This is a genomic window from Massilia sp. TWP1-3-3, assembly GCF_049897805.1.
Classification (GTDB): Bacteria; Pseudomonadota; Gammaproteobacteria; order Burkholderiales; family Burkholderiaceae_D; genus Telluria_A.
Genome location: NZ_JAFCWX010000002.1, coordinates 309,558 through 325,402 on the forward strand (window position 1 = coordinate 309,558; position 15,845 = coordinate 325,402).

General features: G+C 58.4%; 18 protein-coding genes. All 18 read right to left on the bottom strand.

Annotation, left to right across the window (positions count from 1 at the left end; all coding sequences use genetic code 11):
* Nucleotides 1-41: 41 nt before the first annotated feature.
* On the bottom strand, nucleotides 42-878 hold the full coding sequence (locus ACP7D4_RS03155) for a PPK2 family polyphosphate kinase (RefSeq protein ID WP_426105827.1): 837 nt from the start codon (nucleotides 876-878) through the stop codon (nucleotides 42-44).
* 15 nt (nucleotides 879-893) lie between these two features.
* On the bottom strand, nucleotides 894-1,313 hold the full coding sequence (locus tag ACP7D4_RS03160) for a CoA-binding protein (protein ID WP_426207752.1): 420 nt from the start codon (nucleotides 1,311-1,313) through the stop codon (nucleotides 894-896).
* Nucleotides 1,314-1,444: 131 nt separating this feature from the next.
* Entirely contained in the window at nucleotides 1,445-2,116 is a 672-nt protein-coding gene (locus ACP7D4_RS03165) for a hypothetical protein (protein ID WP_426207753.1), read from the bottom strand.
* A 346-nt stretch (nucleotides 2,117-2,462) separates the two neighbouring features.
* On the bottom strand, nucleotides 2,463-3,254 hold the full coding sequence (locus ACP7D4_RS03170) for a DUF2726 domain-containing protein (RefSeq protein ID WP_426105831.1): 792 nt from the start codon (nucleotides 3,252-3,254) through the stop codon (nucleotides 2,463-2,465).
* A 257-nt stretch (nucleotides 3,255-3,511) separates the two neighbouring features.
* Complete coding sequence (locus ACP7D4_RS03175) at nucleotides 3,512-5,179, bottom strand: serine hydrolase (RefSeq protein WP_426207754.1); 1,668 nt, start codon at nucleotides 5,177-5,179, stop codon at nucleotides 3,512-3,514.
* Nucleotides 5,180-5,318: 139 nt separating this feature from the next.
* Entirely contained in the window at nucleotides 5,319-5,693 is a 375-nt protein-coding gene (locus ACP7D4_RS03180; RefSeq protein WP_426105834.1) for a hypothetical protein, read from the bottom strand.
* 79 nt (nucleotides 5,694-5,772) lie between these two features.
* On the bottom strand, nucleotides 5,773-6,363 hold the full coding sequence (locus tag ACP7D4_RS03185; RefSeq protein ID WP_426207755.1) for a hypothetical protein: 591 nt from the start codon (nucleotides 6,361-6,363) through the stop codon (nucleotides 5,773-5,775).
* A 178-nt stretch (nucleotides 6,364-6,541) separates the two neighbouring features.
* On the bottom strand, nucleotides 6,542-6,967 hold the full coding sequence (locus ACP7D4_RS03190) for a F0F1 ATP synthase subunit epsilon (RefSeq protein WP_426105837.1): 426 nt from the start codon (nucleotides 6,965-6,967) through the stop codon (nucleotides 6,542-6,544).
* Nucleotides 6,968-6,989: 22 nt separating this feature from the next.
* Nucleotides 6,990-8,390, bottom strand: coding sequence for a F0F1 ATP synthase subunit beta (atpD, locus tag ACP7D4_RS03195; RefSeq protein WP_426105838.1), 1,401 nt, complete (start codon nucleotides 8,388-8,390; stop codon nucleotides 6,990-6,992).
* A 32-nt stretch (nucleotides 8,391-8,422) separates the two neighbouring features.
* Nucleotides 8,423-9,298 carry a F0F1 ATP synthase subunit gamma gene (gene atpG, locus ACP7D4_RS03200; RefSeq protein ID WP_426207756.1) on the bottom strand — a complete coding sequence of 292 codons (876 nt, stop codon included), beginning with the start codon at nucleotides 9,296-9,298 and terminating at the stop codon, nucleotides 8,423-8,425.
* A 62-nt stretch (nucleotides 9,299-9,360) separates the two neighbouring features.
* Nucleotides 9,361-10,902 (bottom strand): F0F1 ATP synthase subunit alpha, encoded by a 1,542-nt coding sequence (atpA, locus tag ACP7D4_RS03205; RefSeq protein ID WP_426105841.1) that lies wholly within the window; start codon nucleotides 10,900-10,902, stop codon nucleotides 9,361-9,363.
* 68 nt (nucleotides 10,903-10,970) lie between these two features.
* Nucleotides 10,971-11,504: a F0F1 ATP synthase subunit delta gene (locus ACP7D4_RS03210; protein ID WP_426207757.1), complete on the bottom strand. Its 534-nt coding sequence runs from the start codon at nucleotides 11,502-11,504 to the stop codon at nucleotides 10,971-10,973.
* 2 nt (nucleotides 11,505-11,506) lie between these two features.
* A complete protein-coding gene (locus ACP7D4_RS03215) occupies nucleotides 11,507-11,977 on the bottom strand; it encodes a F0F1 ATP synthase subunit B (RefSeq protein WP_426105843.1) in 471 nt (156 codons plus the stop codon).
* Between the two features lie 71 nt (nucleotides 11,978-12,048).
* Nucleotides 12,049-12,291, bottom strand: a complete 243-nt coding sequence (atpE, locus tag ACP7D4_RS03220; protein WP_426105845.1) for a F0F1 ATP synthase subunit C — start codon at nucleotides 12,289-12,291, stop codon at nucleotides 12,049-12,051.
* 79 nt (nucleotides 12,292-12,370) lie between these two features.
* Nucleotides 12,371-13,246 (bottom strand): F0F1 ATP synthase subunit A, encoded by an 876-nt coding sequence (gene atpB / locus ACP7D4_RS03225; protein WP_426207758.1) that lies wholly within the window; start codon nucleotides 13,244-13,246, stop codon nucleotides 12,371-12,373.
* Nucleotides 13,243-13,581 carry an ATP synthase subunit I gene (locus ACP7D4_RS03230; protein WP_426105848.1) on the bottom strand — a complete coding sequence of 113 codons (339 nt, stop codon included), beginning with the start codon at nucleotides 13,579-13,581 and terminating at the stop codon, nucleotides 13,243-13,245. The genes atpB and ACP7D4_RS03230 overlap by 4 nt, the downstream gene beginning before the upstream one ends.
* A gap of 528 nt (nucleotides 13,582-14,109) precedes the next feature.
* Nucleotides 14,110-14,994, bottom strand: coding sequence for a ParB/RepB/Spo0J family partition protein (locus ACP7D4_RS03235; RefSeq protein WP_426207759.1), 885 nt, complete (start codon nucleotides 14,992-14,994; stop codon nucleotides 14,110-14,112).
* Nucleotides 14,995-15,025: 31 nt separating this feature from the next.
* Nucleotides 15,026-15,796 carry a ParA family protein gene (locus tag ACP7D4_RS03240; protein ID WP_426105850.1) on the bottom strand — a complete coding sequence of 257 codons (771 nt, stop codon included), beginning with the start codon at nucleotides 15,794-15,796 and terminating at the stop codon, nucleotides 15,026-15,028.
* Between the last annotated feature and the right edge of the window lie 49 nt (nucleotides 15,797-15,845).

Genomic DNA, 15,845 nt, shown 5'->3' on the forward strand with positions numbered 1-15,845 from the left:
GCGCAACTGCCCGTTGCCAGGAAAAGCGGCTGCAGGTCCCGTCAAACGACCTTCATCTTGGTCAGCCGCGGATCAGGTTCCGGAAACGACAGCTTCAAGCCCTGCATGATCTCGAGCAGCAGGGTCGAGATCAGCAGATTGCGGTGGGTCTTGGAGTCGGCCGGGATGATGTACCACGGCGCGTGGTCGGCATCGGTGGCCATGATGGCGCGCTCGTAGGCGCGCTGGTAGTCGTCCCACTTCAGACGCTGGACCAGATCGCCCTCGTCGAATTTCCATTGCTTGTCCGGGTCGTCCAGCCGCTCCTGCAGGCGCTTGCGCTGCTCGTCGCGCGAAATGTGCAGGAAGATCTTGACGATCACGGTCCCTGTTTCGGCCAGCATGCGCTCGAAATCGCGGATATGCGCGTAGCGCCGCTTGCATTCCTTTTCGTCGATCATGTCCTGCACGATGGTGATCAGGACGTCTTCGTAATGGCTGCGGTTGAAAATGGCGATTTCGCCCTTGGTGGGCACTTGCTGGTGCACGCGCCACAAATAGTCGTGCGCCAGTTCCTGCGGATTGGGCGCCTTGAAAGTCACCCCGCGCAGGCCCATGGGATTGATCTGGCTAAACAGCGCGCGCACGGTGCCGTCCTTGCCGGACGTGTCCATCCCTTGCAGCACGATCAGCAGCTTGCGCTGGCGCTGCGCATACAGCATCTCCTGGCATTGCGCGATGTGCGCCGTCAGTTGCGCGGTGGTGTCGCGCTCCTGCTGCTTGATCTCGTCCTTGGACAGCTTGTCGCGGTCCTTGGGGTCGCGCAGCGGGGTGCTGCCGGCATCGCCTTCGCGTAGCTTGACGTCGGCACCCGCCCTGAACCGTTCACGTGCTTTCACATTTTCTCCTTTGACTTACTGCATCGCTGCATGCTGGACCTTCATGCATTGGTCCATCACGACATCGAGTCCCGCACCTGCGGCCAGGTCGGCGGCCTCCTGGTTGACCACGCCGATCTGCATCCACAGGCAGCCGGCGCCAACGGCCACCGCTTCGCGCGCCACCGGCAGCATGTCTTCGGACTTGCGGAAGCAGTCGACGACGTCGATGCGCGCGCCGCTCGCGGCCAGCGCGTCGGCCGCCTGCTGCAGGCCGGCGTGGACTTTTTCACCGAGGATGTCCTGCCCCGCATACGTGGGGTTGACGGGCACGATGCGGTAGCCGTGCTGCTGCAGGTAATGCGCCACGCCGTGACTGGCGCGCTCGGGGTTGGTCGACAGGCCGACGATGGCAATCGTCTTGCTGTCCTTGAGAATCTGCGGAACGGTTTTCATCGTCTTGCCCTGGTTAATGTTAAGTCATTGCCAGAGTAGCAGATTTGCCATCAAAACCGCGAACGGATAAACGTTCGAGCGCTAAAACGTGCGAGCCTTTTAACGTGCGAGCCTTTCAACATTCGAGCCTTTCAGCGGTTTGCGAATACGTCGTTCCAGCTGGGCTTTTCCGGCAGGCGGGTGATGAAGGGGGCGTTGGCCGCTTCGATGTCGTTAATTTCGGTCAGCACTTCGACCGGGAAGCCGGCGCGCTTGCTGGCGCGGGTCTGGATCGACAGCGACAGCAGATAGTCTTCCAGATGGTTCGGCTCGGTGCAGAACATGCGGATGCGTTCCCACACGTGCGGGTAGGCCGCCTTGGTGTGTCCGAGCGGGGCCAGCTGTTCGAGCGCCTCGATGGTCAGCGAGGCGCGGCGCGGCATCATCACTTCGCTGTGCGGGCCGCCAAACTCCGAGTTCGAGACGGCAGCACCGGCCGCCGTATCTTTTTTGGCCGGCAGCACCACTGAACCGAACAGGCGCATCATCTGCTCGCTGGTCGGCAGCTTTTGCTTGTCCCAGCAAAAATGCCTGATGCTGGCGCCCTTGAACAGCTGGGCGTTCGAGCCGGGCGTATTGTCGATCACGCCGCCGGTCTTCAGTTCGATCACGCAGATCAGGCTCAGGCGGGCGTCGAACACGGCGTAGTCGACCTTGCGTCCGACCAGGTATTCCTTTTCTGAGCGGCGCTGCTTGGTATCGTTGCTAATCGGCGTCATCAGTGCGCGCAATTCCACGTCGGGAAACACATAGCACTTCGGCAAGGCGCGTCTCAGACGGCCATAGAACGCCTTTTGTTCGCTTCTGAAAAACGGCTTTTTGGTAAAGGCCGGGATAGCTTCAGGACTCGTATTTTTCTTCAGCAGGCGCGAAAGCATGGCGGCTTATTAACTAATGGATGGGCTGTTAGTGTGCGATTTCTATCCAATTAACACAAGAAAAAAATAGTAAAACCGCTACAAGCGTTGTGCAAATTTAAAATCCGCGCGCCATTCTCGGACACTAGCTCTGTCGTTTTCCGGCAGCGGGCAGCCGTTTTCAGGCGTGATTCTGAGCGCAACTTACAAGCAAGCCCGGCGGTTAAGGCGGCCCCGGCTGCTTTATTGGTGCTCAGCGGTTTTCGAAGATATCGTTCCAGGCCCCGCGCACGCGGACCTGGGTGGGAATGAAGCGCGCGTTGGCGCCTTGCAGGTCGGCCAGTTCAACGATCACGCTTTCCGAAAAGCCCGTGCGCTTGCTGCTGCGGTCTTGCAGCGAAAGCGAGCTTAGGTACTGCTCAAGATGGCGCGGCTCCGGGCAGAACAGGCAAATGCGCTCCCAGATGTGGGGATAGGCTGCCTTGACGTGGCCGTTGGGCGTGAGCTTTTGCAGCTCCTCGACCGTCAGCGAGAAAACCGCCGGGCCGCGCACCGGCAAGACACTGTCGGGCGCCGGGAAATCGCTGCGCATGACGCTGTTGGCAGCAGGCTGGAGCCTGGCGGGCGCGATGTCGGTGAACGCCGCCATGGTCCGCAAAATCTGGTCGCGCGACGGCAAGTTTGCTTGCTCCCAACTAAAACAAGGGATGCCGGCATCTTGCAGGCACGCCAGAGTGAGTGCTCGCTCCTCGGACTGCTCGCCGGCGCTGGTCAGTTCTATTACGCACAGTAATTCGAGCATATCGGTGAACACGCCATAGGCAAGGCGGCGTCCGGCCAGTTTTTCCTGTTGCTGGCGTAACTGGCGGGTATCGTCGGCGAGGGGTTTGATCAGGGCGGACAGGGCGACATCGGGGAAAACAGTGCAATTAGGCAGCGCCTGGCGCAAGCGTTGGTAAAACGCCAGTTGCTCGGCATTGATATAAGGCTTTTTTCCGTAGGCCGGACCCAGCTGCTGCGACTTTTTGAGCAAGCGAGATAGCATGATGTGCGCCCCATTTCCTGATGCAATTCGACATAAGGGATCAGTGTGCGTTCAGATTGCTCATCAAGCAAGATAAAATTACATCATCCGTTGCAATATGAATACGCTTTCGTGGGCGGCCGCGCCCAGCTGGACGCCTGCCGACATTGTTTTCCTGTGGCGATATTTCTTGATAAAAAGATGGTGCCGCTGGGACGAGGATCACGCGCTTGCGTTTCGCGGCCAACGCCGCTCCTGGCTAAAGCGGCGGGCGACCATTACAGGCGCTTGGCCACCACCGTGCGCACCCCTTGCAGCAGCGTCAACTGGGCATTGCCTGCGTCGAAACGAATCTCGCCGTCGATTTGCTTGACGTAAAAAGTGCTACGCGACACTGGCGTCAACAACAACCTGGGTTGCCCCGTGGCCTGGCCGAACAGTTGATCGCCATCGCGCGTCAACGCCAGGACAAAACCTGGCTTTAACTCGTAGCGCCCGACAAACGTGTCGAGCGCGGCTTGGCCGAGCGTGACGCTCACGCGCGGCGCCGGCGCCGCACCCGTCCTGGGGAAGACGATGTCGGCGTCGTCAGCATGTAGCGTGACCTGGTCGACCTGGCCCTGGGCGTTGCGATGGAAGGTGAAGGTATCGGTCGATTCCTTGACGAAAAAATTGTCTGGTGAAAACGGAATAAGTTCCACCGCCCTGCGGCCGGTGCGCTGCATGAGCAGGCGATCACCTTCGCGTCGCACTACCCGGCTCGATTTTTCGTCCACCTTGTAGCTGCCGTCAAAGGCGTCGAGCGCGGCCGTGCCCAGCACAATGGCCTTGTACTCGGGGAACGGCTTGCCAATGGCCACGGCCGCTGCCTGGCGCGCCACCAGACTTGGCGCCGGCATGCCGCTGTCGCTGTTGGTCAACAGGGCAACATACACTTTTTCGGCGGGCAGCCGCACGGCGTAAGTAGAAAAGCCATTGATGCCCCCGCCGTGCGACACGGCCTGGCTGCCGCGCAACTTGCCCACTGCCCAGCCATAGGCATAGCCGGTCGATGTGCCATTGGCCAGGATATAGGGGGTGAATGCCTGTTTCCAGCTTGCAGGTTTAAGCAGCGTGCCGGCGCTGATGGCTGCATCCCACTTGGCCAGGTCGTCCACGGTCGATACCAGCGAGCCGGCCGCGTAGGGCTGGCTCATGCTCAGTGGCTGGCTCGGCCCGAAGCCTGCAGGGGTTTGTTCATGTCCTGCGGCGCGCAGCACGACGGCGCGCTCATGGCCTTCGTAGGCAGTGTGGGTCATGCCTAGTGGAATAAAAATACGCTGTTCGACAAACTTGGCGTACGACTGTCCCGACAGCTTTTCGATGATTGCGCCGAGCAGGAAGTAGCCGGAATTGTTGTACTCGTGCTTGGTTCCGGGAGTAAATTCGATGGGATCATTCTTGAAATAGTCGATCATCTGCGGCACCGTCACGTCGCGCAGCGACTGGGTGCGAAAGTCCGGTTTGCCGGTATAGCTGACAATGCCCGATGTATGCGTGAGCAAGTGTTCGATGGTGATCACTTTGCCCTGGGTCGGGTAGTCGGGCAAAAATTTAGTGATCGGGTCCGTTGTGGCAAGCTTGCCTTCGTCAGCGAGCATCATGATGGCCACGGCGGTGAATTGCTTGGTGATCGATCCCAGTCGCAGCGTGGCCTCAGGCCGCATTGCGACCTGGTGCTCGACGTCCGCCATGCCGTAGGCCTTGCGCAACAGCGTTTTGCCGTTCTTGACGACAATCAGGGTCGCTCCCGGCTGGCCCGGCTTGTAGTAGGGCGCCACGAGCGCATCGATACGCGCGGCCAGCGCCTGATCGACGACAGCGGCGACCGGTGCGGCGTGGACCGCGGCAAGCGGCAACTGAAGCAGTAAAAGCGCGGCGAGGCACAGCGGCGAAAGTTTGAGCATGTCTATCCCTAATGTGTGAATTAAGCAGCCCTGACTATATTCCCGCGCCGTGAGGATGGCCCCGCCAATGCGACGGACAGTCGATTTCTACCGATGAACGTACACGCAGGTGCTGCGAGCGGCGTGCATTTCTCGCCCGCTATTGCTTGTCCCACTGCGCCAGGTGTAACAGAACGCCGTTCGGGTCCCACACGTAGGTGACCAGTGCGCCGTACTGTTCCTGCTTGGGCTCCGCCACGCGGGCGCCGGGAAACTTGCCAGTGGCCAGCAGCGCGGTGATCTGGGTGTAACAGGCCTGGGCGTCGGCCACGGTAATGTGCAGCATGCTGTTGTCCGCCCAATCCTTGACCGAATAGCGCTGCAGGTAAAAACGCTGGTTGCCCACTTCCAGCAATGCCATGTTGGCGTCCGACCAGGGAATGGTAAAACCCAGACCGACATAGAACGCCTTGGACATTTCAAAGTCCCGCGCAGGGAGGAATGGACGAATATCGCTTGCCTGAAGATCGATCATGGTTGCTCCGTGGTGTTGCTTGCGTGCGCGGTATGGACTGTCGGGATCGGGATATTCTGTTGCTCGCAAGGCGAGGGGATCACTTGAAGACAATCTGGACGAGCTTTGGGTTAACGTGGGCCATGTGGCCGACCGGCGGCAATCCTGTGACCAGCACGCACAGCAGTGGCTCAGGATACTGCTTCATTGCCATCATGTCGGAGGTCTGGAACATAAACGTCGTGACCTCCCGTGTCGCGTTCGCACCGCTCTTTGGCGTCGGTACGTAGCGTTGAAAGCTGTATTGCTGGTTGTCCTTGTCTTCACGCCACACATGCGCGGTGTTGTCGCCGGATTGGACTTCCCCAGCTACATTGACTACCAAAAAGCGATCGTTCCGGGCGTTCGATTCAGCCCCGATATTTGTCGGCCGAATTGCTGCTGCGATCTGCGCCTCGGTTTTGAGCGCTACGAGCTCTTCGCATTGGCTGGACGCCAGGATGCCGTAGGCCATCTCGTTCGGACCCTGGAAGACAAATTCAAAAGGTGCCTTCTTCAGTTTGATCGGCGATTGAATACTGAATTGCTTGCCCTGTTGCTGTATCACGAGCGACCAGTCATTCGGCGTTTGTGCGCTGGCGACTGTGGTGTGGAGACAGATTAACGCGATAGGCAATACGGCAAATTTCATGGGTGGCCTTGGCGGTGGTAGCGAAAGAATAACGACTCATTATGAGGTACCCGACAATGCCCTTGGTAAACATTTAAACAAAAATGCTGGGCAAGGACTACGGTGTCGCTGCCATCGGATGCCGCGAATAAAAAAAGGCAGCCGAAGCTGCCTTTCTTGTACTGCATGTATTGCCAGCTTAACGCCTGGTGCTGCGCAGCTTGGCGATTGCCGCCAGTTGCGCGATCGCCGTGGCAAGTTCAGCTTGCGCCATCGCGTAGTCGACCTTGGAATCCTTGTTGACCAAGTTTTCTTCAGCAGCTTTTTTGGCGGCCATTGCTTTTGCTTCGTCCAGGTCTTGACCGCGAATTGCGGTGTCGGCCAGAACCGTCACACCGTTCGGCTGTACTTCCAGGATGCCGCCGGCGACGAAGACGAACTCTTCTTCGTCACGGCCGACAACCTTGATCCGTACAGCACCCGGCTTGATGCGGGTAATCAGCGGGGTGTGCTTGGGATAAATCCCCAGCTCACCCGCTTCACCCGGCAACGCGACGAATTCGGCTTCGCCCGAAAAGATGAGCTCTTCGGCCGATACCACGTCAACGTGAATTGTGTTTGCCATAAGGTGTCCTATCGGCTCTTACTTAGTTGAGCTTCTTGGCTTTTTCGATTGCTTCTTCGATCGTGCCAACCATGTAGAACGCTTGCTCCGGCAGGTGGTCCAGTTCGCCCGATGCGATCATCTTGAAGCCTTTGATCGTGTCTTTCAGCGAAACGTACTTGCCTGGCGCGCCGGTAAACACTTCAGCAACGAAGAACGGCTGCGACAGGAAACGCTGCATCTTACGTGCACGGGAAACGAGCAGCTTGTCTTCAGGCGCCAATTCGTCCATGCCCAGAATCGCGATAATGTCACGCAATTCCTTGTAGCGCTGCAGGGTGCCCTGGACAGCGCGCGCGGTGTCGTAGTGTTCCTGGCCGACGACGAGCGGGTCCAGCTGGCGCGAGGTCGAGTCGAGTGGATCGACCGCAGGGTAGATACCCAGCGAAGCGATGTCACGCGACAGTGCAACGGTCGAATCCAAGTGAGCAAAGGTGGTTGCTGGCGACGGATCCGTGTAATCGTCCGCTGGAACGTACACGGCTTGCACCGAAGTAATCGAACCGGTCTTGGTCGAAGTGATGCGCTCTTGCAGACGGCCCATTTCTTCGGCCAGCGTTGGCTGGTAACCCACGGCCGATGGCATACGGCCCAGCAGTGCGGATACTTCGGTACCTGCCAGCGTGAAGCGGTAGATGTTGTCCACGAAGAACAGCACGTCTTTGCCTTCGTCACGGAACGATTCAGCGATCGTCAGGCCGGTCAGCGCCACGCGCAGACGGTTACCTGGCGGCTCATTCATCTGGCCGTAGACCATCGCTACTTTGGAGTTCTCTGGATTTTCCAGATCGACAACCTTGGCATCAGCCATCTCGTGGTAGAAGTCATTACCTTCACGAGTACGCTCACCCACACCGGCAAACACGGAAACACCCGAGTGAGCTTTAGCGATGTTGTTGATCAGTTCCATCATGTTGACCGTCTTGCCCACGCCGGCGCCGCCGAACAGGCCGACTTTACCGCCTTTTGCAAACGGGCACACCAGGTCAATCACCTTGATGCCGGTTTCCAGCAGCTCTTGCGATGGCGACAGTTCGTCGTACGCAGGGGCCACGCGGTGGATCGATGCGGTTTGCTCGTGCGATACAGGACCGCATTCGTCAATCGGGTTGCCCAGCACGTCCAGAATACGGCCCAGGGTAGCCTTGCCGACCGGTACCATGATTGGCTTGCCGGTGTTCTGGATTGCCATGCCGCGACGCAAGCCGTCGGAGGTACCCAGTGCAATGGTACGGACAATGCCGTCGCCCAGCTGCTGCTGTACTTCCAGGGTCAGTTCGGAGCCTGCCATTTTCAGTGCGTCGAAAACCTTAGGCATTGCGTTGCGTGGAAACTCAACGTCAACAACAGCGCCAATACACTGAACGATTTTGCCATCAGCCATGTTCGTTCCTTCTATATATATTTAAAAACGGGTTAGACCGCTGCCGCACCGGCGACGATCTCGGAGAGTTCTTTGGTAATCGCAGCCTGGCGGGTCTTGTTGTAGACCAGCTTCAGTTCACCGATAACACTACCGGCGTTGTCGCTTGCCGCTTTCATCGCGACCATCCGCGCCGATTGCTCGGACGCCAGATTTTCAGCAACCGCCTGGTACACCAGTGCTTCTACATAACGCACCAGCAGTTCATCGATCACGGTTTGCGCTTCCGGCTCGTAGATATAGTCCCAAGAGTGATTCCCCTTGTCGCCTTCTAACTTGTCGGCCGACAGCGGCAGCAATTGCTGCACGATCGGTTCTTGCTTCATCGTGTTGATAAACTTGGTGTAGCAGATGTAGACTGCGTCGAGCTTGCCTTCCTGGTACTCGTCGAGCATGACCTTGACAGGTCCGATCAACTTTTCCAGGTGCGGGGTGTCGCCGATCTGAATCGCATGCGACACGACCCGGACACCAACCCGATTCATAAAACCCAAACCCTTGTTGCCAATGGCAACTGCTTCAACCTTGTTGCCAGCTGTTTCCAGCTCGCGCGTTTTTTGCGTCACCATCCGCAAAATGTTGGTGTTCATGCCGCCGCACAGACCCTTGTCGGTCGTGACGACGATGAAGCCAACTGCTTTTGCTTGCACGGTCTTGGCTTGCGCCATGAACGGGTGCGTGTATTCCGGATTCGCGCCAGCAAGATTGGCGGCGATATTACGAATCTTGTCACTGTAGGGACGGGCTGCCCGCATGCGATCTTGCGCTTTGCGCATTTTCGATGCGGCGACCATTTCCATCGCCTTCGTGATCTTCTTCGTATTTTCTACGCTCTTGATCTTGCCTCGTATCTCTTTGCCTGATGCCATGAGTCCTTACCCCTTATGCGCTATCGGGCGCCGCCCTACCTGCTGGCGGCGCCGTCAGTCAATTAATATGCGCCGGATTTCTTGAAGTCAGCAACAGCGGCAGCCATGGCAGCTTCGCCATCCTTGTCCAGCTGTTTCGTCTCTTCAATCTTGGACAGCAGGGCAGCTTGCTTGGTCTTCATGTAGCCATGCAGGCCGGCTTCGAAAGCCAGTACGCGCTTGACTTCAACATCGTCGAAGAAACCCTTGTTCACTGCGAACAGCGACACGGCCATCAGCGAGATCGGCAGCGGCGAGTACTGCGACTGCTTGAGCAGTTCAGTAACACGGGCACCGCGGTCGAGCTGCTTGCGGGTCGATTCATCGAGGTCGGAAGCGAACTGCGCGAACGCAGCCAATTCACGGTACTGCGCCAAGTCGGTACGGATACCGCCGGACAGGTTTTTGATGACCTTGGTCTGGGCAGCGCCACCGACGCGGGATACCGAAATACCGGCGTTAATCGCAGGACGCACACCGGAGTTGAACAGTGCGGTGTCCAGGAAGATCTGGCCGTCGGTAATCGAAATCACGTTGGTTGGCACGAAAGCGGATACGTCGCCTGCTTGCGTTTCAATGATCGGCAGTGCGGTCAGCGAGCCGGTCTGGCCCTTGACTTCGCCGTTGGTGAACTTTTCAACGTAATCAGGGTTCACGCGTGCTGCGCGCTCGAGCAGGCGGCTGTGCAGGTAGAACACGTCGCCAGGATACGCTTCGCGGCCTGGTGGACGGCGCAGCAGCAGCGAGATCTGGCGGTAGGCAACAGCTTGCTTGGACAGATCATCGTAGACGATCAGTGCATCCTGGCCGCGGTCACGGAAGTATTCGCCCATGGCGCAACCGGAGTACGGGGAGATGTACTGCATCGCTGCCGACTCGGAAGCCGACGCTGCAACGACGATGGTGTATTCCATCGCGCCGTGCGTCTCGAGCGAGCGCACGATGTTCTTGATGGTCGATGCCTTCTGGCCGATCGCGACGTAGATACACGTCATGTTCTGGCCCTTCTGGTTGATGATCGCATCGATCGCGACAGCCGATTTACCGGTCTGGCGGTCACCAATGATCAGCTCGCGCTGACCACGGCCGATCGGTACCATCGAGTCGATCGACTTCAGGCCGGTCTGCATAGGCTGCGAGACGGACTGGCGGGCGATCACGCCCGGTGCGATTTTTTCGATAGCGGCGGTCAGCTTGGCGTTGACAGGACCCTTGCCGTCGATCGGCTGACCCAGCGCGTTGACGACCCGACCCTTGAGTTCAGGACCGATCGGTACTTCCAGGATGCGGCCGGTGCACTTGACAACGTCGCCTTCGGAGATGTGCTCGTAAGCACCCAGAATAACGGCGCCGACGGAGTCGCGCTCCAGGTTCATTGCCAGGCCAAACGTATTGCCTGGGAATTCGAGCATCTCGCCCTGCATCACGTCCGACAGACCATGGATGCGGCAGATACCGTCGGCTACGGAGATAACCGTGCCTTGATTGCGAACTTCAGCGGAACCTTCGAGACCTTGAATCCGGCTCTTGATCAGTTCGCTGATTTCAGATGGGTTAAGTTGCATGCTAACTCCTAATAGTTTCTTGATGCGTAGAGCAAGGGGCGAAGGCGCCGGCTTGAAATGCGAATGTCTTACGACGCGAGCGCAACGTTCATCTGTTGCAGCTTGGCGCGTACCGAGGTATCGAGCACTTCATCACCAACGACCACGCGCACACCACCGATGAGCGAAGAATCCACTGTCACGGTCGGGTTAAGCTTGCGGCGAAATTTCTTTTCCAGCGTCTTTACGAGGTCTGCGACCTGCTCGGCCGAGATGTCGAACGCGCTCGTGATGTGAGCATCGGCGGCACCTTCCTGCGCGTTTTTCAGCACAGCGAACTGGGCGCCGATTTCAGGCAGCAATGCCACACGGCCGTTTTCGATCAACATCGTGACGAAGTTGGTCGCTTCAGCGGTCAAGGGGGCTTTCACCAGCGATGCGAACGCGTCGAGCACTTGCGCCTCGGTCACGTTCGGATTGCGGGCAAAATCCTTGACGTCGGCATTGGCGCCAATTTGCGCCAGTTCGTCGATCAGGGTAGACCAGGCAGCCATGTCGCCGGTTTGGGCGACGCGAAACACGGCTTCGGCGTAAGGACGGGCGACGGTTGCGAGTTCCGCCATGATTACAGCTCGACAGCCAGTTGCGACAACAGGTCGGCGTGAGCCGCTGCGTTCACTTCGCGCTTGAGGATCTGCTCAGCACCTTTGACGGCCAGACCGGCAACCTGGGAACGCAATTCTTCGCGCGCCTTGGTTACTTGCTGGTCAGCATCGGCTTTAGCTTGCGAGATGATGCGATTCGCTTCAGCCTGGGCGTTTGCCTTGATTTCGTCGGCGATCATCTGGGCGCGCTTTTCAGCGTCAGCGATGCGCTTTTGACCTTCGTCGCGGGCACCGGCCAGTTCAGCCTGTACGCGCTTTTCTGCGGCAGCCATGGCCAGCTTGCCCTGATCGGCAGCAGCTAAACCATCAGCAATTTTTTTAGCACGTGCATCCAGTGCGCCAATGATCGGTGGCCAGAAGAACTTCGAAACAACGAAGGCCAGGATCAGGAACACGATGGCTTGCACGAACATCGTAGAATTTAAATTCACAGCATTTTCCTTCTCAGAATGACATACGCCGGGCAGGCAAGAACGCGTGCCCGGCTATTGAGAATCAGCGCTTAGCCGGTGAACGGGTTGGAGAACGCAAACATCATTGCGATACCAACACCGATCAGGAATGCAGCGTCGATCAGACCAGCCAACAGGAACATCTTGGTTTGCAGCGTGTTCATCAGTTCAGGCTGACGTGCCGAAGCTTCGATGAACTTGCCGCCCATGATACCGATGCCGATACATGCGCCGATCGCGCCCAAACCAATAATCAAACCGCAAGCCAGTGCAACCATAGCGACGTTAGTCATGAAAACTCCTAAATATAAAAAATTGAAAAATTAAAAAATCAAGATACTGCGAAAACCTGCCAACTACGATGCTGCGTTTTTAGTGACCTTCGTGAGCCTGGCCGATATACACCAGCGTGAGCATCATGAAAATAAACGCCTGCAAGAACACGATCAGAATGTGGAAGATAGCCCAGACTGAACCCAGCGCAACGTGCAGACCGGCCAGTGCGACGCTTTGGGCGGTGAAACCGACCCAGGTAGCGCCCAGCAGCGCGATCAGCAAGAAGATCAGTTCGCCAGCAAACATGTTGCCGAACAGTCGCATTGCGAGCGAGACGGTTTTTGCTGCGAATTCGATGAGGTTCAGACCAAAATTGAAGATCCACAGTGCCGGATGGGCGCCGAAAGGTGCAGTGAACAGCTCATGAATGAAGCCGCCCAGACCCTTGATCTTCAGGTTGTAAAAAATCATTGCGCCAAATACGACCAGGGCCATGCCGAAGGTGCCGTTCAAGTCGGCGGTCGGGACCACGCGGAAGAAGGGTTCGCCATGTGCGCCTTGGATGCCCAGCGCGCGGAAGATGGTGGCAAACAGGTCGACTGGCAGGAAGTCCATCGAGTTCATCAGGGCGACCCAGAGGAATACGGTCAGCGCCATTGGTGCAATGAAGCTGCGATCGCCATGGACGATGGCCTTGGCTTGGTTGTCGACCAGTTCCACGATCGATTCGATCGCACCCTGGAAGCGCGACGGCACGCCGGAGGTGACGCGGCGCGTCACTGCCCAAAGAATGAGGCAGGTCAGCAGCGCCATCGCGACTGACCAAAAGATCGTGTCGTAGTTAATGACTGAAAAGTCGACGATACCCGGCTGGTCAGCCGAGCGGAAGTGACCCAGGTGGTGCTTGATGTACTCGCCGGAGGTCGGCGCGTGAGCGGCGGCCGCTGCCACGTGTTCTGTCGCTGTTGTCATGTCTGCCTAAACAATAAAATGATGTAACTTTTTAGTGCCACGATGAAGCCGCAGATTAATGCAAGCCAGTTCAAATCGCGGTACAGCCATGCGGTCACGCCAAGCAGCGTCACCGTTAGTGCAATCTTTATAAACTCACCGATCATGAACGTCATCGGATTAGCAGCGCCCCGCTGTGCCGATGAAAACAGGCGCAGCGCAAACAGGGCATTGGGTACTACCGCACACAAGCCGCCGAACACCGCCGAAAACATCGCAGGCCATCCCCCCAGCAGGGCAGCGATGACGCCGGCGACTGCTGTTGCCATCAATTGCAGGGAGACTATGCGCAGCATGTTTTCTTCTTCGCGCCAGTCGTTTGGATACTGTTTCGGGTGTTGGGATTACGTGAATCAGCGGGATTATAAGGCGATATACGCATGTGCGTCAAACGTTGCTGCACCGCGGCAGAGCCCGTTCGTGTCCAAAAACCACGAATTATTCGAGCTTTCGCACTAATTCGGGGCGGTAATGTTCGTGTAAGACAGGCATGGGACGTTGCGGAAGGCGCATGGGGATTGGGCGTGCGCTTGCATGCCTTACCGGGTGGCGCGACGGGCGGAGCTTGGCGGAATGGGCTTGTTCGCCGTACCAGGGGGCGTCACGGGCGGAGCTTGGCGGATTGCGCTGGCGCTTATCCGCCCTACCGGGTAGCGTCCCGGGCGGAGCATGGCGGATGGCGCTGGCGCTTATCCGCCCTACCGGGGGCGTTCCGGGCGGCGCGTGGCCGAATGCGCATTCGCTAATCTGCCCTACTCGCCCGGGTCAATAGTAGGGCGGATAAGCGGCACGCGCAATCCGCCACGCGCCGCGATGGACGGGAATTACGCCCGCAAGCGCGCCAAGACGCCGTCAAGAATATCAAGATCGGCAAAATCAATAATCATCTGCCCCTTGCCCTTGGCGCCCATCTTGAACAAAACCGGCGTGGCGAGCTTGTCGGACAGCTCTTCCTCGAGGCGGACGATATCGCCGGATTTTTCTTTCTGGCGCGCGCTCGGCGGATTGGCCTGCTCTTCCATCGCGCGCGTTACCAGCTTTTCGGTCTCGCGTACCGACAAGCGTTTGGCCACCACTTGGTTGGCCAGGTTGATCTGGCTGGCTGAATCGACCGCCAGCAAGGCGCGCGCGTGGCCCATGTCGATGTCGCCGGCCATCAGCATGGTCTGCACCGGCGCCGCCAGGTTCATCAGGCGCAGCAAATTCGACACGGCGCTGCGCGAACGCCCCACCGCCGTGGCCGCCTGCTCGTGCGTGAAACTGAAATCCGAGATCAGGCGGTGAATGCCCTGCGCTTCTTCCAGCGGGTTCAAATCCTCGCGCTGGATGTTTTCGATCAGCGCCATCGCAGCGGCGGCCTGGTCGTCCACATCGCGTACCAGCACCGGTATCGTCTCCAGGCCTGCCAGCTGGGCCGCGCGGAAGCGGCGCTCGCCGGCGATAATCTCGTACTTGATGGCGCCGGTCAGCGTGTCCTTGCCCACCGGCCGCACCAGCACCGGCTGCATGATGCCCTGCGTTTTGATCGACGCGGCCAGTTCAGCCAGCGCGCCCTCGTCCATGCGCGTACGCGGCTGGTATTTGCCGGCCTGTAGTTGAACCACCGGCAGCGACGATGGCGTGCCGGCGTCGGGCGTGTTCATCTCGCCGTCGCCACCGAGCAGTGCTTCGAGGCCGCGGCCCAGCCCCTTGAGTTTTTTGGTTGCCATGATTCGGGTTACTTTCTGAATTCTCTTCTAATTACATTGTCTTGATGCGTTTGACCATCTCGGCGCCAAAGGCGATGTACGCCTGCGCACCCTTGGACGCGGGATCGAACACCACGCCGGGGATGCCGTACGACGGTGCTTCGGCCAGGCGCACGTTGCGCGGGATGATGGTTTCGAATACCTTGTCGCCAAAGTGTTCTTCGAGCTGGGCCGAGACTTGCTGCGACAGCGTCATGCGCGGATCGAACATTACGCGCAGCAGGCCAATGATCTTCAGGTCGTGGTTCAGGTTGGCGTGCACCTTCTTGATCGTGTTGACCAGATCCGACAAGCCTTCCAGCGCGTAATACTCGCACTGCATGGGGATGATGACGCCATGCGCGGCGCACAGGCCGTTGAGGGTGAGCATCGACAGCGCGGGCGGGCAGTCGATCAAGATGAAATCGTATTCCTGGTCCACTACGGCCAGCGCATCCTTCAGACGCCGTTCGCGGTTTTCCAGTTCCACCATTTCGACTTCGGCGCCGGCCAGTTCGCGGTTCGACGGCAGCACGTCAAAGCGCCCTGCTTCGGACCGCTGGCGCGCAGTGTTCACGTCAGCCTCGCCCAGCAGCACTTCGTACGTGGACGCCTTCAGGCCCGCCTTGTTGATGCCGGCGCCCATGGTGGCATTTCCCTGCGGGTCCAGGTCGACCAGCAGCACGCGCTGATTGAGCTTTGCCAGCCCTGCCGACAGGTTGACGCTGGTAGTAGTCTTACCGACGCCGCCTTTTTGGTTTGCTACGCAAAATATTTTGGCCATGTATCTTCTTATCGTGGACGCAACAATTACTGTTTATACCGTTTATACT

Bases quoted from the DNA above. Each gene is read 5' to 3' on its own strand.
- ACP7D4_RS03160 (WP_426207752.1), bottom strand. From the start codon at position 1,313: ATGAAAACCGTTCCGCAGATTCTCAAGGACAGCAAGACGATTGCCATC.
- ACP7D4_RS03170 (WP_426105831.1), bottom strand. From the start codon at position 3,254: ATGCTATCTCGCTTGCTCAAAAAGTCGCAGCAGCTGGGTCCGGCCTAC.
- ACP7D4_RS03175 (WP_426207754.1), bottom strand. From the start codon at position 5,179: ATGCTCAAACTTTCGCCGCTGTGCCTCGCCGCGCTTTTACTGCTTCAG.
- ACP7D4_RS03180 (WP_426105834.1), bottom strand. From the start codon at position 5,693: ATGATCGATCTTCAGGCAAGCGATATTCGTCCATTCCTCCCTGCGCGG.
- ACP7D4_RS03185 (WP_426207755.1), bottom strand. From the start codon at position 6,363: ATGAAATTTGCCGTATTGCCTATCGCGTTAATCTGTCTCCACACCACA.
- ACP7D4_RS03190 (WP_426105837.1), bottom strand. From the start codon at position 6,967: ATGGCAAACACAATTCACGTTGACGTGGTATCGGCCGAAGAGCTCATC.
- atpD (WP_426105838.1), bottom strand. From the start codon at position 8,390: ATGGCTGATGGCAAAATCGTTCAGTGTATTGGCGCTGTTGTTGACGTT.
- atpG (WP_426207756.1), bottom strand. From the start codon at position 9,298: ATGGCATCAGGCAAAGAGATACGAGGCAAGATCAAGAGCGTAGAAAAT.
- atpA (WP_426105841.1), bottom strand. From the start codon at position 10,902: ATGCAACTTAACCCATCTGAAATCAGCGAACTGATCAAGAGCCGGATT.
- ACP7D4_RS03210 (WP_426207757.1), bottom strand. From the start codon at position 11,504: ATGGCGGAACTCGCAACCGTCGCCCGTCCTTACGCCGAAGCCGTGTTT.
- atpE (WP_426105845.1), bottom strand. From the start codon at position 12,291: ATGACTAACGTCGCTATGGTTGCACTGGCTTGCGGTTTGATTATTGGT.
- atpB (WP_426207758.1), bottom strand. From the start codon at position 13,246: ATGACAACAGCGACAGAACACGTGGCAGCGGCCGCCGCTCACGCGCCG.
- ACP7D4_RS03230 (WP_426105848.1), bottom strand. From the start codon at position 13,581: ATGCTGCGCATAGTCTCCCTGCAATTGATGGCAACAGCAGTCGCCGGC.
- ACP7D4_RS03235 (WP_426207759.1), bottom strand. From the start codon at position 14,994: ATGGCAACCAAAAAACTCAAGGGGCTGGGCCGCGGCCTCGAAGCACTG.
- ACP7D4_RS03240 (WP_426105850.1), bottom strand. From the start codon at position 15,796: ATGGCCAAAATATTTTGCGTAGCAAACCAAAAAGGCGGCGTCGGTAAG.